Annotated in this window: 15 protein-coding genes; 7 read left to right on the forward strand and 8 right to left on the reverse strand. The window is 69.0% G+C overall.

Going from position 1 to position 15,060, the window contains the following annotated elements; genetic code table 11:
• Positions 1-225 precede the first annotated feature (225 nt).
• Complete coding sequence (locus tag ASC76_RS09720) at positions 226-1,035, reverse strand: IclR family transcriptional regulator (RefSeq protein WP_082548962.1); 810 nt, start codon at positions 1,033-1,035, stop codon at positions 226-228.
• A 192-nt stretch (positions 1,036-1,227) separates the two neighbouring features.
• On the opposite strand from ASC76_RS09720, the gene ASC76_RS09725 reads away from it, so the two are divergent.
• The 5 genes from ASC76_RS09725 to ASC76_RS09745 are packed head-to-tail and all read left to right on the forward strand — an operon-like array spanning position 1,228 to position 7,363.
• Positions 1,228-2,718, forward strand: a complete 1,491-nt coding sequence (locus ASC76_RS09725; protein WP_056465094.1) for an aldehyde dehydrogenase — start codon at positions 1,228-1,230, stop codon at positions 2,716-2,718.
• Positions 2,719-2,760: 42 nt separating this feature from the next.
• A complete protein-coding gene (locus ASC76_RS09730) occupies positions 2,761-3,963 on the forward strand; it encodes a CaiB/BaiF CoA-transferase family protein (protein WP_056465095.1) in 1,203 nt (400 codons plus the stop codon).
• Entirely contained in the window at positions 3,960-4,850 is an 891-nt protein-coding gene (locus tag ASC76_RS09735) for a citryl-CoA lyase (RefSeq protein WP_056465096.1), read from the forward strand. The genes ASC76_RS09730 and ASC76_RS09735 overlap by 4 nt, the downstream gene beginning before the upstream one ends.
• A 16-nt stretch (positions 4,851-4,866) precedes the next feature.
• Positions 4,867-6,621 (forward strand): thiamine pyrophosphate-binding protein, encoded by a 1,755-nt coding sequence (locus ASC76_RS09740; protein ID WP_235580398.1) that lies wholly within the window; start codon positions 4,867-4,869, stop codon positions 6,619-6,621.
• Positions 6,622-6,628: 7 nt separating this feature from the next.
• Positions 6,629-7,363 carry a hypothetical protein gene (locus ASC76_RS09745; protein ID WP_056465098.1) on the forward strand — a complete coding sequence of 245 codons (735 nt, stop codon included), beginning with the start codon at positions 6,629-6,631 and terminating at the stop codon, positions 7,361-7,363.
• A gap of 73 nt (positions 7,364-7,436) precedes the next feature.
• Here the strand turns inward: ASC76_RS09745 and ASC76_RS09750 are convergent, their stop codons facing one another.
• The 4 genes from ASC76_RS09750 to ASC76_RS09765 all read right to left on the reverse strand — a co-directional run bounded on the left by ASC76_RS09750 (position 7,437) and on the right by ASC76_RS09765 (position 11,204).
• The gene (locus tag ASC76_RS09750; protein ID WP_056465099.1) at positions 7,437-8,714 is read right to left on the reverse strand and encodes a TRAP transporter large permease; all 1,278 of its coding nucleotides are present in this window, start codon (positions 8,712-8,714) and stop codon (positions 7,437-7,439) included.
• A gap of 18 nt (positions 8,715-8,732) precedes the next feature.
• On the reverse strand, positions 8,733-9,284 hold the full coding sequence (locus tag ASC76_RS09755) for a TRAP transporter small permease (protein ID WP_056465100.1): 552 nt from the start codon (positions 9,282-9,284) through the stop codon (positions 8,733-8,735).
• Between the two features lie 16 nt (positions 9,285-9,300).
• On the reverse strand, positions 9,301-10,311 hold the full coding sequence (locus ASC76_RS09760; protein WP_056465101.1) for a TRAP transporter substrate-binding protein: 1,011 nt from the start codon (positions 10,309-10,311) through the stop codon (positions 9,301-9,303).
• Positions 10,312-10,475: 164 nt separating this feature from the next.
• Complete coding sequence (locus ASC76_RS09765) at positions 10,476-11,204, reverse strand: IclR family transcriptional regulator (protein WP_056465102.1); 729 nt, start codon at positions 11,202-11,204, stop codon at positions 10,476-10,478.
• Between the two features lie 76 nt (positions 11,205-11,280).
• Between ASC76_RS09765 and ASC76_RS09770 the strand changes: the two genes are divergently transcribed.
• Positions 11,281-11,679 carry a hypothetical protein gene (locus ASC76_RS09770; protein WP_056465103.1) on the forward strand — a complete coding sequence of 133 codons (399 nt, stop codon included), beginning with the start codon at positions 11,281-11,283 and terminating at the stop codon, positions 11,677-11,679.
• Here the strand turns inward: ASC76_RS09770 and ASC76_RS09775 are convergent.
• From ASC76_RS09775 to ASC76_RS09785, 3 genes are read right to left on the reverse strand one after another with little or no spacing between them, the layout of a single operon-like run.
• Complete coding sequence (locus ASC76_RS09775; protein ID WP_056465104.1) at positions 11,660-12,463, reverse strand: fused MFS/spermidine synthase; 804 nt, start codon at positions 12,461-12,463, stop codon at positions 11,660-11,662. The two genes, ASC76_RS09770 and ASC76_RS09775, sit on opposite strands and share 20 nt — an antisense overlap.
• Positions 12,433-12,882 (reverse strand): DUF4826 family protein, encoded by a 450-nt coding sequence (locus ASC76_RS09780; protein WP_056465105.1) that lies wholly within the window; start codon positions 12,880-12,882, stop codon positions 12,433-12,435. The genes ASC76_RS09775 and ASC76_RS09780 overlap by 31 nt, the downstream gene beginning before the upstream one ends.
• On the reverse strand, positions 12,875-13,753 hold the full coding sequence (locus ASC76_RS09785) for a pirin family protein (RefSeq protein ID WP_056465106.1): 879 nt from the start codon (positions 13,751-13,753) through the stop codon (positions 12,875-12,877). The genes ASC76_RS09780 and ASC76_RS09785 overlap by 8 nt, the downstream gene beginning before the upstream one ends.
• 98 nt (positions 13,754-13,851) lie before the next feature.
• On the opposite strand from ASC76_RS09785, the gene ychF reads away from it, so the two are divergent.
• A complete protein-coding gene (gene ychF / locus ASC76_RS09790) occupies positions 13,852-14,943 on the forward strand; it encodes a redox-regulated ATPase YchF (protein WP_056465107.1) in 1,092 nt (363 codons plus the stop codon).
• Positions 14,944-15,060: the final 117 nt, after the last annotated feature.

A 15,060-nucleotide genomic window follows, 5' to 3' on the forward strand; every position in this document is an offset into this window, starting at 1 on the left:
ATCGCATCGCGAGTGCGATGCCTCTTTTCGAGCGTTCTGTTGGACAGAACACCGTTTTAAAATGCTATGGACCGGCGTTCGGCGTGTCAACGGGGTTTGCGCGATCGACCTCGAAAAATGGAAACAAGGCGCGCGCGCAAACGCATCGCGCCGGTCAAGAGACCGGCGCGATGCGTGGCGGGAACGGAGGGTTGGAAGAGCCGCGGCCTCGCGCCGCGGCTCGGGTCAGCCGGCCTGGTCGACGGACCTCGCGGCGCGGCGCGCCGGCGTCTTCGCCGGCGCCGGCTTGGCGGCTCTCGAAGCGGCCTTGCGCTTCGGCTCGGGCAGGTTCCACCCGCTCAGCGTGGGATCGTCCACGTTGCCGCCGCAGGTGCGCGTCAGTTCCTTCGCGTACTTGAACAGCACCGGCACGATGCGCGCCTCGCCCAGTTCCTCGAGCCGGTAGCGCGGGCCGGAGACGCTGAGCGCGCCCATCAGCCGATTACCGCTGCCGAACACCGGCGCGGCGATCGCGGCGGTCTCGGCATCGCGCTCGCCGAACGACGCGGCGTACATCGCGCGCCGGATCTCGTCGAACCGCTCGCCGCGCGCACCGGTGAAGGCGCGCAGCACGTGGCCCGCCGCGCCCACCGTCAGCGGCAGGCGGTCACCCACGTGCACCGAATCTCGGATCGCGCGGGTGCTGTCGACGCGGTGGAGGCAGATGCGCTTGTCGTCCTCGCACACATAGAAGGACGCGCCCTCGTGCAGGTCGGCGGCCAGTTTCTCGAGGACCGGCGGCACGATGTCGGAGGTGCGGAAGTGGCGCTGGTACAGCGAGCCGAGCAGCAGCACCTTCGAGCCCAGCCGGTACAGCCCTTCGGCGTTGCGCAGCACATAACCGTACTTCTCGAGCGACTTCAGCAGCCGCAGCACCGTGCTCTTGTACAGGCCAGTGCGCTTGGACAGCTCGACCAGCGTCACCCGGTCCTCCGTCAGCGCGTCCAGGATGGACAGCGCCCGTTCCACCGCCGCCACGCCGCCTTCTTCTCCCATGCCAACCCCCGATTTCGTGCGACAAAGTGGCGAGGTTAGCCGATCGGCCGAAGCGGCCGGCGGGGACCTGCTTCTAGGGGGTCGACCCCTGCAACTAGGAGGTTCACCTAGACGCCGGAACATAGCTCCACTTTAGAATACTGTTATGCTGAACGGAACGCTCCCGGAAGCTCTTTTCAGACTGCTCCCGTCATGACTTCACCCCACACGCTGCCGACGTACGACCACTTCATCGACGGGGCCGCCCATCCGCCGAGCTCGGGCGAGTACCTGCCGACCGACGACCCCTACACCGGCAAGACCTGGGGCCGCATCGCGCGCGGCAACCGCGCCGATGCCGAGCGCGCGGTGCAGGCCGCCCGCACCGCGTTCGACACCGGCGCGTGGCCGGCTCTGACCGCCTCGGAGCGCGGCCGCATGCTGTGGCGGCTGGCCGACCTGATCACCGCCCACGCGCCGCGCCTGGCCGAGATCGAGCGCCGCGACAACGGCAAGCTCGCGACCGAGGTCGTCTCGCAGGTCCGCTACATGGCCGACTACTTCCGCTACTACGCGGGCCAGGCCGACAAGGTCGAGAGCAAGGTCATCCCGACCGACAAGAAGGGCGTGTTCGCGTACACCCGCTACGAAGCCAAGGGCGTGATCGCGATCATCACGCCGTGGAACTCGCCGCTGACGCTGACCAGCTGGAAGCTCGCGCCAGCGCTGGCGGCCGGCTGCACCGTGGTGATCAAGCCGTCGGAGTTCACCTCGGCGTCGATGCTCGAGTTCGCGCTGCTGTTCGAGCAGGCGGGGTTCCCGAAGGGCGTGGTCAACGTCGTCACCGGGCTGGGCAAGGAGGTCGGCGAGGCGCTCGTCACCCACCCCGACGTCGCGCACATCGGCTTCACCGGCGGCTCCGAGGCCGGCCGTGCGATCTACCAGCTCGCGGCGAAGAACTTCAAGACCGTCACGCTCGAGCTGGGCGGCAAGTCGCCGAACATCGTGTTCGACGACGCCGACCTCGACCAGGCCGTCAAGGGCGCCGTCTCCGGCATCTTCGCGGCCGCCGGGCAGAGCTGCCAGGCCGGTTCGCGCCTGCTGGTGCAGCGCACGATCCACGACCGCTTCGTTGCCAAGCTGATCGACTTCATGAAGGACGTGAAGCTCGGCGACCCGGCCGACGAGGCGACCCAGGTCGGCCCGATCGCCACGCGCCCGCAGTTCGAGAAGATCCTGTCGTACATCGAGATCGCGAAGAACGAGGGTGCGACCTGCGTGCTCGGCGGTCGCAGCCGGCCCGACCTCGGTGCCGGCCAGTTCGTCGAGCCGACGATCTTCACCGGAGTGCGCAACGACATGCGGATCGCGCAGGAGGAGGTCTTCGGCCCGGTGCTCGCGGTGATCCCGTTCGACGACGAGGCGGACGCGATCCGCATCGGCAACGACGTGGCGTTCGGCCTGGCGGCCGCCGTCTGGACCCGCGACCTGCGTCGTGCGATGCTGATGACCGAGAAGATCAAGGCCGGCACCGTGTGGGTCAACAACTACCGCGCGACCAGCTTCACCTCGCCGTTCGGCGGTTTCAAGGAGTCGGGCATCGGCCGCGAATCGGGCAGCGAGGCGATCCGCGAGTACCTCGAGACCAAGTGCGTGTGGATCTCGTCCGACCTGGACGTGCCGAACCCGTTCGTGCGGCGCTGACCGGCGCCGGACGTGTTGTGTGACCCTGGACAAGGCTGACCCATGAGCAGTGCGCTGAACGGCATCCGCGTGCTCGACCTGACCAACGTGCTTGCGGGCCCGCTGTGCGCCTACCAGCTCGCGCTGCTCGGCGCCGAGGTCATCAAGATCGAGGTGCCCGACGGCGGCGACCTGGCGCGCCAGCTCGGCGCCGATGCGGCGCTGAACGCACGCCACATGGGCGCCTCGTTCCTGGCGCAGAACGCCGGCAAGAAGTCGGTGACGCTGAACCTGAAGTCGCCGCGCGGCAAGGAGGTGCTGCACCGCCTGGTCGCGTCGGCCGACGTGCTGGTCGAGAACTTCCGCCCCGGCGTGATGGCGCGGCTCGGCGTCTCGTACGACGAGTTGAAGCAGACGAATCCGAAGCTCGTCTACTGCGCGATCTCCGGCTTCGGGCAGGAGGGGCCGATGCGCGCGGCGCCGGCCTACGACCAGATCATCCAGGGGCTGTCCGGCATCATGAGCATCACCGGCACGCCGGAGGCGGCGCCGCTGCGCGTGGGCTATCCGGTGGCCGACACGCTCGCCGGCATGATGGCCGCGTTCGCGATCAGCAGCGCGCTGGTGCGGCGCAACGCCACCGGCGAAGGCGGCTTCATCGACGTCTCGATGCTCGACTCCGCGCTGACCGCGATGGGCTGGGTCGTGTCGAACTACCTGATCGCCGGGGTCGAGCCGCAGGCGCACGGCAACGACAACATCACCGCCGCACCCTCGGGCGCGTTCCGCACCCGCGACGGCCTGATCAACATCGCCGCGAACAAGCAGGAGCAGTTCGTCGCGCTGGTGGCGATGCTCGGCCGCGAAGACCTGAGCCTGGACGAACGCTTCGCGCAGCGCGAGAACCGCAAGCGCAACCGGGCGGCGCTGACGGCCGAGCTCGAAAGCGAGCTGGCGAAGAACGACTCCGCGCACTGGGAGGCCGCGCTGAACCGCATCGGCGTGCCCGCCGGTTCGGTGCTCAGCGTGCCGCAGGCGCTGGCACTGCCGCAGGTGCAGCAGCGCGAGTTCCTGAAGACCTTCGACGCGGTCGACGGGGTCGACGGGCCGCTGACCGTGTCGCGCACCGGCTTCAAGCTCTCGGGCGGGGACCCCGACGTGCACACGCCGCCGCCGCAACTCGGCCAGCACACCGAGGAGTTCCTGCGCTCGGTGGGCTACAGCGCGGGCGAGATCGCCGACTTCCGCGCGGACGGTACGGTATGAGCGCCGCCAAGCCGGCCAAGCCGGAGAAGACCGCCGAGGAGCGCCTGCAGGACGCGAGCGCCTGGTGGTCGACCTCGATCATCGATATCCAGCCGGGCCAGATCGGCGTGCGCGGCTACGCGATCCAGGACCTGATCGGCCGCGTCCGCTTCCCCGACATGGTGTGGCTGATGCTGCGCGGCGAGCTGCCGACGCCGGCCCAGTCGGCGCTGCTCGAGGCCGCGATGGTGGCCGCGGTCGACCACGGCCCGCACGCCCCGTCGATCGCGATCGCGCGGATGGCCGTGACCTGCGGGCTGCCGCTGAACGGCGCGATGGCCTCGGCGATCAATGCACTCGACGACGTCCACGGCGGTGCCGGCGAGCAGTGCATGACCTTGCTGCAGGACATCGACGCCGCCGCGCTTGCAGGCGGCCACGGCGGCGAGGCCACGCCCGACCAGATCGAGGCCGGCGTCGACCGCTACATCGCTGCGCACGGCAAGATCATCCCGGGCTTCGGCCACCGCTGGCACGGCATCGACCCGCGCGCGGTGCGGCTGCTGCAGCTCGTGCGGGAGGCGCAGGCGCGCGGCGAGGTCGGCGGCCGCTATGGCCGGATCGCCGAGGGCGTCGAGCGCGTGCTGCAGGCGCGCAAGGGCACGCCGATCCCGATGAACATCGACGGCGCGACCGCGGTGATCTACAGCGAGCTCGGCTTCGCCGCGCCGCTCGGCCGCGGCCTCTTCATCCTGTCACGCTCGGTCGGCATCCTCGCGCATGCGTGGGAGCAGACCCAGCAGGGCGGCCGGATCAAGGGGCCGATGTCCCCCGGCATCCCCTACCGCTACACCGGCGTCGAAGCGCGCGCGCTGCCCGACGACGCCCCTGCCCATCCAGAACCGTGAGGCCCCCATGAAGCAAATGATCTCGAAACAACTCGTCAAGTACCTGGAAGACCGCGGGGTCGAGTACCTGTTCGGCCTGTGCGGCCACACGAACATCGCGGTGCTGACCGAGCTCGAAGGCTCGACCGTCAAGTTCGTCAACACCCGCCACGAGCAGATCGCCGCGCACATGGCCGATGGTTATGCGCGCGCGAAGCACACGACCGCCGTGCTGCTGTCGCACCTCGGGCCGGGGCTGACCAACGCGGCCACCGGCGTCGCGAACGCGGCGCTCGATTCGATCCCGATGGTCGTGATCGCCGGCGACATCCCGAGCCACTACTACGGCAAGCACCCGCACCAGGAAGTGAACCTGCATTCGGACGCGTCGCAGAGCGAGATCTACCGGCCGTTCGTCAAGCGCGTCTGGCGCGTCGAGCGCCCCGACCTGTTCCCCGAGATCCTCGAGAAGGCGTTCCAGCTCGCCGAGAGCGGGCGCCCGGGGCCGGTGCTGGTCTCGGTGCCGATGGACATCTTCTCGATGGAAGTCGACACCGCGCTGTTCGAGCGCCTGGCGCTGCACACCAAGGCGCTGAACAAGCCCTCGATGGACGACCCGACGGCCGAGAAGATCGTGCGCGCGCTGCTCGAGGCGAAGAACCCGGTGATCTACGCCGGTGGCGGCATCCTGGGCGCCGACGCGGCGGCCGAGCTGGCCGAGTTCGCGACCCACCTGCAGATCCCGGTCGCGCACTCGCTGATGGGCAAGGGCGCGCTGCCCGACGACCACCCGCTGACGCTTGGCATGACCGGCTTCTGGGGCACGAAGTTCGTCAACGAGAAGTGCCGCACCGCCGACTGGGTGATCGGCCTGGGCACGCGCTTCGCCGAAGCCGACTGCAGCTCGTGGGACAACGAGTTCACGTTCAGCTTCCCGCCGACCAAGCTGATCCACATCGACATCGATCCGAGCGAGATCGGTCGCAACTACCCCGCCGAGATCGGCGTCGTGACCGACCTGAAGCAGGCGCTGATCGTGCTGAACCGGGTCGCGAAGAAGCTCGCGCCGACCGCACGCCGCAACGAGAAGCTGCAAAACGAGATCGCCGACTACCGTGCCGAGTTCATTGCCGGCAACCGGCCGCTGACGGTCGCGCCGGGCTTCCCGATGCAGCCCGAGCGCATCCTCGCGGTGGTGCGCGAGGCGTTGCCGCGCGACGCGATCATCACCACCGACGTCGGCTGGAACAAGAACGGCGTCGGTCAGCAGTTCCCGATCTACACGCCGGGCAGCATCCTGACACCGGGAGGCTACGCGACGATGGGCTTCGGCGCCCCGGCCGCGCTCGGCGCCAAGCTGGCGTGCCCGGAGAAGGTCGTGCTCGCACTGGTCGGCGACGGCGGCTTCGGCCAGAACCCGGCGATGCTCGCGACCGCGGTCGAGATGGGCATCCCGGTGATCTGGGTCGTGATGAACAACTTCGCCTACGGCACGATCGCCGGGCTGCAGATGGCGCACTACGGCACCACCGTCGGCGTGCTGTTCCGCAAGGACGGCAAGCCCTACTCGCCTGACTTCGCGGCGGTCGCGCGCGCCTACGGCGCCGAGGGCGTCAAGATCGAATCAGCCGACCAGTTCAAGGGCGTGCTGGCCGAGGCGATCGCTTCGAACAAGCCGTTCGTGATCGACGTCGCGATGCTGAACAACCCGGTGCCGACCGCCGGCCACTGGAACATCAACGACATCTACTCGCCCGGCAAGCGCGACGTGTCGCACGTCTCGATCCCCTGACCTGTCAATGAGCACCCGCCATCAACCGACCGCTGCGGTTCGCGAATCGTTCGGCCAGGCGCAGCAGCAGGCGGCCGCGATGGTCGCCGGCCCGCCGACGCCGTGGAACGAAGCGGCCCGCGCCCCGCGCGGCTCCGCCCGCTGGCTCGGCATCGCCGCGGTCTCGGTCGCGGCGGCCGGCGTCGGCGGCTGGCTGGCGGCGGACTGGTTGAAGAGTCCGGCGCCAGCAGTGCCCAGCGTGCCGCCATCGGCCGCCGCGCCGCCGCCCCGGCCCACGCCCGCGCCGGCCGTCAGCGTGGCGCCTCAGGTCGAAGTGCCGATCGCACTCCGCGTGACCCGCCAGTCCGGGGTGGTCCGCATCGAGGCGACCAACGCCAGGCTCGCCGACGCCGTCCGGGCGCTGGCGCAGGCCACCCATACGAACGTCAAGGGCGGCGAGGCGCTGGGCGCGATCGCCTCGCCGGTCACGCTCAATTGGCAGGGCACCGATGTCGCCGCTGCCTGGGACGCCCTGCTCGGCCGCTACGCGAGCATCGGCGTGTCCTGCACTGGCGCGGCTTGCGAGTTGTGGGTCGTCGGCGTCACGCCATCACCTGCGACGACGCGCGCTGCAAGCGCAGCGCTGGGCATGGCCGCCGTCGCCGAGGGGCCCGCAACGCCCGAACCCGCTCAAGCGCCCCGCCCGGCCGCACGCGTGGAACCGCCGCCCCCGGCGACAGACGAGAACACCGAGACGAACTGAGTTCGCTTCGGGCCCGACAAGAAGCTAGGCCGCCCCCGGGCGGCCTTGCCGTTCACGCGATGGATGCGCGTCGTCAGTGGAAGAACTTCGCCGGCCCCGTCACCAGCCACGGGAACAGCACCATCAGGAACATGATGATGAATTGCGCCAGCATGAACGGCAGCACGCCCTTCGTCACGCTGTCCATCGACATTCGCCCGACCCCCGCGACCACGTTCAGCACCACGCCCACCGGCGGCGTGATCAGCCCGATCGCGTTGTTCATGATGAACATCACGCCGAAGTAGACCGGGTCGATGCCTGCCGCCTTGACGACCGGCATCAGCACCGGCGTCAGGATCAGGATGGTCGGCGTCATGTCCATCGCGGTGCCGACGATCATCACCAGCACCATGATCGCGGCCATCAGCAGGATCGGGCTGTCGATGAACGGCTGCAGCATGCCGACGACCTTGCCGGGCAGATCGGCCACGGTGATCAGCCAGGCCGAGACCATCGCCGCGGCGACCAGGAACATCACCACCGCGGTCGTCTTCGCAGCGGTCACGAAGATGCCGTAGAGCTGCGAGAACTTCAGCCCCCGGTAGATCACGCTCGAGACGAACAGCGCGTAGACCGCCGCGACGACGCCGGCCTCGGTCGGCGTGAACACGCCGAAGCGCAGCCCGACCAGGATGATGACCGGCAGGAACAGCGCCCAGGCACAGCGGCGGAACGTGGCGAAGACCTCCCCGGCCGACTTGCGCGGCGGCGGCACGATGTTCTCCTTGCGCGCGACGATCGCCCAGGTGATCCACAGCGACACGCCGATCAGCAGGCCCGGTGCGATGCCGGCCATGAACAGCTTGGAGATCGACACGTTGGCGGCGACGCCGAAGATCACCAGCCCGATCGACGGCGGCAGGATCGGCGCGATCACGCCGGCCGAGGCGATCAGCCCCGCGGCGCGCTGCGGCGCATGGCCCGCGGCGACCATCATCGGCAGCAGCAGCGTGGTCAGCGCCGCGGCATCGGCCACCGCGCTGCCCGACAGCGCCGAGAGCATCACCGAGGCGACGATCGTCACGTAGCCGAGGCCGCCGCGGATGTGGCCGACCAGCGCGAGCGCGAACTCGACGATGCGCTTGGACAGACCGCCGACGTTCATGATCTCGCCGGCCAGCAGGAAGAACGGCACCGCCAGCAGCGGGTAGTTGTCGGCGCCGCCGATGACGTTCTGCGCCAGGATCTGCGCGTCGAACATGTCCATGTGCAGCATCAGCGCGACACCGCAGGCCAGCAGCGCGAACGAGATGGGGATGCCGATCGCCATCGCGAGCAGCAGCGATCCGAGGAAGATGGTCAGGGTCATGTCGTGCTCGGGGTTCGGTCAGCGCGGCTTCGGCGCGTCATGGGCGGGCAGGTCGAGCGCGGCAACGTCCTCCGACTCCTGGATCATCACGAGCTGGTCGTCGGCGACCTGCCCGGTGAACAGCAGCCACAGGTCCAGCACCAGCATCACGCCGCCGGAGATCGCGAAGAACACACCGGCGAAGTAGACGATCGCCAGCGGCAGCTGCGACGAAGGCGCCAGCACGTCCATGTTGATCTTCACCTGCGCCATGCTGCCCTGGTAGATCAGCCAGCAGACGTAGATCATGATCAGGTGGCCGAGCACCAAGCACACCTTCTTGCCGATCGGCGGCAGCCGCGCGACCAGCGCATCCGTGCCCAGGTGGGCATGCTCGCGCAGCGCGACCACAGCCCCCATGAAGGTGACCCAGACGAACAGCCAGCGCCCCAGTTCCTCCGACACCGTGATGCCGGAGTTGAACGCGTAGCGCAGAACGACGTTGCCGAACACCAGCACCACCATGATGAACAGCGCCACCGCCATCACGGCGCACAGCAGCTTGCAGTAGAGATCGGCAAGTCGTTCCACGGAATTCCCCGTTCGATCAGAATTTCTGGACGCGTTCGACTTCGCTCCTGAAGGTCGAGACGACGGCCGGATCGTACGCCGCCGAATACTTGTCGATCACCGGCTTGATCTCGGCGCGCATCTTCGCGAGCTCGGCAGCAGGCACCTCGTTGACCAGCATGCCCTTGGCCTTGAGTTCGCCGATCGCCTTGCCGGCGGCCTCGCGGCTGGCCACGCGCTGGTAGTCGCGTGCCTCGGTGGCGGCGTCCTGCAGCAGCTTCTGTTCGACCGGCGAGAGCTTGTCCCAGAACTTCTTGCTGATCAGGATGATGTTCGCCGCGTAGACGTGGTTGGTCACGCTCAGGTACTTCTGCACCTCGTAGAACTTGTTCGACAGGATCACCGAGAACGGGTTCTCCTGGCCGTCGACGGCCTTGCTCTCGAGCGCGTTGTAGAGCTCGGCGAACGGCAGCGGCAGCGGGTTGGCCTTGAAGGTCTTGAAGGTGTCCAGGAACACCGGGTTCGGGATCACGCGCAGTTTGATGCCTTCCAGGTCCTCGCCCTTGGTGATCGGGCGCTTGCTGTTGGTGACGTTGCGAAAGCCCAGGTCCCAGAACGCCAGCGCGATCAGGCCCTTCTCGGGCAGCTTCGCGGTCAGCTGCTTGCCCAGCGGCCCGTCGAGCATCGCGTCGGCCTGCTTGAAGTTGCTGACGACGAACGGGAAGTCGACCAGGCCGAACTCCTTGACGATGCCCACCAGCGAGGTCGTCGCCGGCGCCTGCATCTCCTGCACGCCGCCCTGCAGCGCCGAGGTCTGCTGCATCTCGTTGCCGAGCTGGTTGGCCGGGAACTCCTTGACGGTGATCTTGCCGCCGCTCTTGGCGTGCACCAGCTCGGCGAACCTCTTGACGCCCATGCTGACCGGGTGATCGGTGTTGTTCAGGTGGCCGAAACGGATCGTCCGCTCCTGGATGTCCTGCGCCTGGGCGAGCGCCGCGGCGGCGAACAGCAGCGCCATCGTCGTCAGTTTGATCAGGGGTGATTTCATGTCGTCTCCAGAGGGGATGGGGATCGGGTCGGGCGTCGAAGACCATCGCACGCGCTCGCGGCGCGCGCTTGATGGGGTGGGGATGCGGGGTCCAGCGTGTTGCGCCAGGTAGAACGCAGTTCCAATTTTAAGGATTGACCCTGCAGGGTCAACGAGGGTTCGCCCTAGGTCCTCGGCGGATAGCGGCCCCCGAGTTGCGCCGTCACCCGGCGCGCGCTGCGTTGCACGTCGAGACCGTGCTGGCGATTCAGGCGCATCGCCGGCATCGTCAGCGCGATCACGCCGGCCAGCGCGCCGGCGGCGTCGAAGACCGGCGCGGCGATCGCCGCGACCTCGCGCACGAGGTCCGCCGGCACGATCACCAGCGGCTCGGGCCGCTGCGGCCCGCGCGGCAGCGCCGGCGCGTCCTCGAACAGCGCGAACACCTTGCCGACGGCGCCGCGCCCCGCCGGCAGCAGCGCGCCGACCTGGGTGTGGTCGCGAATGGTCTGGGGCGAGTCCACGCCGTACAGGCACAGCCGCTTCGCGCCCTGGCGGATGTGATACGCCGCGCTCTCGCGGGTGGCCTCGACGAGCTCGCGCAACGCCGGCATCACCACGCTTTCCATCGAGAAGGAGGCGGCGTAGACCGCCTGCAGACGCGGAATCGTCGAACCCAGGCTGAAGCGTCCGTCGGCATGGCGCTCGACGATGTGGGCGTGCGCCAGCGAGGCCAGCAGCCGCAGGACCGTGCTCTTGTACTGGCGGCTCTCCTGCGCGAGCTCGGCCAGTGACAACAGCGGCCGATCGGGCGTGAACACGTCGAGCAGCGAGATCGCGCGATCGACCGCACCCACGCCGCCCGGTGCGGCCTGCTGTTCCGACATCGACGGTTGGGCGGCTTTGCGAGGCATGGGATAAAATGATACGCTGTTCTTGCAGATAGAACTTGCGGCCGCGCGCGGCGCCATCAACCACTACACTTTGCGCATGCGAATCCAACTGCTCGTCACGCTGGTCAGCACGGTGGTCGCCTGCACCACCGCATCCGCCCAGGCCGAACCCGATGTGCCGCGCGACGGCCGCTGGGCCGCCACGATCACGGCGCCCGATGGCAAGCGTCAGGTCGCGCGGCTGGACCTGCGGCAGTTCAGCGGCACCTGGCACGGCACGCTGCCAGCCGCGCCGAATGCCAAGGGTGCCTGCAAGGCGCGCCGGTTTCCGGTCACGGTCCAGCAGAGCAACGGCTCCGGGCTGGCCTTCACCGTCTGGGGCGATCAGGTGGCTGCGGCGTGCGCCAACCTGACGATCGAGTTGACGCCGACGACCGAGACGCAGTTCGAGGGGACGGCCGAACCGGGTGGGGCGATCAAGCTGGTTCGTCGCTGACGCGCGCGTCCGACGCGCCTTGCGCCACCAGCGCGTTCGTGACGCGCGAGAACGCGCCGCGCAGTTCCTTCCAGCCCGCATCGCTCAGGTTGGCGGGCCGCCGCAGGGCGCCACCCCCGGCTTGCGCGAGGGCGTCGCCCCGCGCCGCAAAGGTCACGCTGTTGGTGCCGTCGCGGTCGCCGACGCTCAGCACGCGACCGCCGAAACTGCGCGCGATCCGCTCGACCCACGTGCCATGCTGCGGATCGCCGGCATGCAGGTTGACGACGAGCAGGCCGTCCGCGGCCAGCGCGTCGAAGCAGTCGTCGTAGAAGCGCTGGCTGCCGAGAGCCGGCGGCAGGCCGGCGGCATCGAAGGCGTCGACCATCAGCACGTCGAAGCGCTCGGTCGTCTCGGCGACGAAGCGGGCGCCATCGGCCTCGACGACGCGCAGCCGCGCATCGTCCGGCGGCACGCGGAAGGTGTCGCGCAACGCGATCACGCGCGGGTCGATCTCGACGGCGACCAGCGACGCATGCGCCAGGTGCCGGTGGCAGAACTTCGCGATCGAGCCGCCGCCCAGACCGATCAGCGCGAGCGCGCGCGCGGCCGGCCGCAGCATCGGCCAGGCCATCATCGTGCGGGTGTAGTCGAGCGCGAGCGCGTCGGGCCGGCGGATGTCCATGCGGCTCTGGATCGCCGCGCTCGAGAAGTGCAGCGAACGTGCGTCGAGGTCCTCGCGCACGTACGGCTGCGGCGCATCGGTCGGCGGAATCAGTCGACCGCCGCGGTGTCGTCCGGCCACGAGCCCTCGTCGTCGGCCCAGGCCAGCAGCGCGGTGCCGCGCCGCTTCAGCGTCGCCGCGAGCTTCGGCAGCGCGTCGTCCGGCAGGTGCGCCCACGCCGGCGGCACGTCGCCGCGGTCCAGCTGCTCGCCGTGCAGCACCCAGCGCTTGCCGAACGCGCGCATCGCATCGCGCGGCGCGGCGAGGTCGTGGGCCGGCAGCGCGTCGGCCGGCAGATCGCCGGCGATCACCCACCAGCCGATCCACTCCGGCCGGTGCGCGCTCTCGACGGCCCACAGGCCCGCATAGGGCATCGCGAACCACGCCGGGCGCTCGCCGATCCGCCCGTGCTCCGGCGCGAGGCGCGCGATGCAGGCCGCCACGTCCGCGGCGCGCTCGGCGCACCAGGCTTCCTCGGGCGACACGGTCGGCTCAGACATGGCGCGGCGGCAGCGGGATGAACTCGGTCTCGCCGGGGACGCGCTCGAAGCGCTGCGCCTCCCAGTCGTCCTGCGCCTGCAGGATGCGCTCCCTGCGGCTCGAGACGAAGTTCCAGACGATGAAGCGGTGGCCGAGCGGCGCGCCGCCGATCAGCATGATGCGGCCGCCGCGCGGCGCGCTGATCACCGGCTCGGTGCCCGGTTCGAGCACGACCATCGTGCGGGCGGCAATCAATTCGCCATCCAGTTCGAAATCGTGGTCGGTGCTGTACAGCGCGCGCTCGGCGGCGGCGTTGGGAATCGCCAGCGTGGCGCCGGAGGCGACCTCGAAATTCAGATCCAGGTAAAGCGTCGGCGACACCGGCCGCACCGGCGACGTGAGGCCGAACGCGCTGCCGATCAACACCCGCACCAGCGCGCCCCCCACTTCGCGCGCCGGGATCTCGGCCCCGGCGACATGCTGGAACGCCGGCGCGTCTTCCTCGTGCTCGGCCGGCACCGCGAGCCAGAGCTGCAGCCCGTGGCTGCGGCGTTCGACGCCGAGCAGGTCCTTGGGCGTGCGCTCGGAGTGGACGATGCCGCGGCCCGCCGTCATCAGGTTGATCGCGCCGGGCTCGATGCGCTGCACCACGCCGGTCGAGTCGCGGTGCATCATCGCGCCCTCGAACAGGTAGGTGACGGTGGCCAGCCCGATGTGCGGGTGCGGGCGCACGTCGTGGTTGTCACCCGGCTGCGCGGTGATCGGGCCGAAGTGGTCGAAGAACACGAACGGGCCGACCGCCTGGCGCTGGCCGGACGGCAGCAGCCGGCGCACCTTGAAGCCGCCGCCGAGGTCCTTCTCGTGGGGTTGCAGGGTCTGAAGTTCGGGCATGGGCAGGGCACTCCGGCAATCGTTTCGGCGAGTGTAGGTCGGTCGCCTAAAATCGGCGGTTCGCCCGCGCCATTGCCGGGCCCTCCAGAAAGACCCCCATGAGTTTGAAGTGCGGCATCGTGGGCTTGCCCAACGTCGGCAAGTCCACCCTGTTCAATGCCCTGACCAAGGCCGGCATCGCGGCCGAGAACTACCCGTTCTGCACGATCGAGCCGAACGTCGGCATCGTCGAGCTGCCCGACCCGCGGCTGCGGGACCTGGCCAAGATCGTCGAGCCCGAGCGCATCGTCCCGGCGATCGTCGAGTTCGTCGACATCGCCGGGCTCGTGGCCGGCGCGTCCAAGGGCGAAGGCCTGGGCAACCAGTTCCTCGCGCACATCCGCGAGACCGACGCGATCGTCAACGTGGTGCGCTGCTTCGACGACGAGAACGTCATCCACGTCGCCGGCAAGGTCGACCCGATCTCGGACATCGAGGTGATCCAGACGGAGTTGTGCCTGGCCGACATGAGCACGGTCGAGAAGGGCCTGCACCGCTACAACAAGGTCGCGCGCTCGGGCGACAAGGAAGCGCAGAAGATCGTCGCGGTGCTCGAGAAGTGCATGACCGCGCTGAACGACAGCAAGCCGGTGCGTACCGTCGCGTTCAGCAAGGAAGAGATGGTGCTGGTCAAGCCGCTGTGCCTGATCACCGCCAAACCGGCGATGTTCGTCGGCAACGTCGACGAGAACGGCTTCGAGAACAACCCGTACCTCGACAAGCTGCGCGCCTACGCCGACGGCCAGGGCGCGCCGGTCGTCGCGATCTGCGCCAAGACCGAAGCCGAGCTGTCAGAAATGGACGACGAGGACAAGCTGATGTTCCTCGGCGAGATGGGCCAGACCGAGCCGGGCCTGAACCGGCTGATCCGTGCCGCGTTCACGCTGCTGGGACTGCAAACCTATTTCACCGCCGGCGTGAAGGAAGTGCGCGCGTGGACGATCCACATCGGCGACACCGCACCGCAGGCGGCCGGCGTGATCCACACCGATTTCGAACGCGGCTTCATCCGCGCCCAGACGATCGCGTTCGCCGATTTCGTCGCCTTCAAGGGCGAACAGGGCGCGAAGGATGCCGGCAAGATGCGCGCCGAAGGCAAGGACTACGTGGTCAAGGACGGCGACGTGCTCAATTTCCTGTTCAACGTGTAACCCGCCCGTTGCCGATTTGTTTCAACGAAATGTGAATAACGGCAGCGCGGCGGGCGTGCAAGCCGCGCAGAATCGAGGGGTTTGACGGCTCGGACCACCGGGCCGCCCGCCCAGAAC

Source organism: Rhizobacter sp. Root404 (assembly GCF_001425865.1).
Classification (GTDB): Bacteria; Pseudomonadota; Gammaproteobacteria; order Burkholderiales; family Burkholderiaceae_C; genus LMDS01.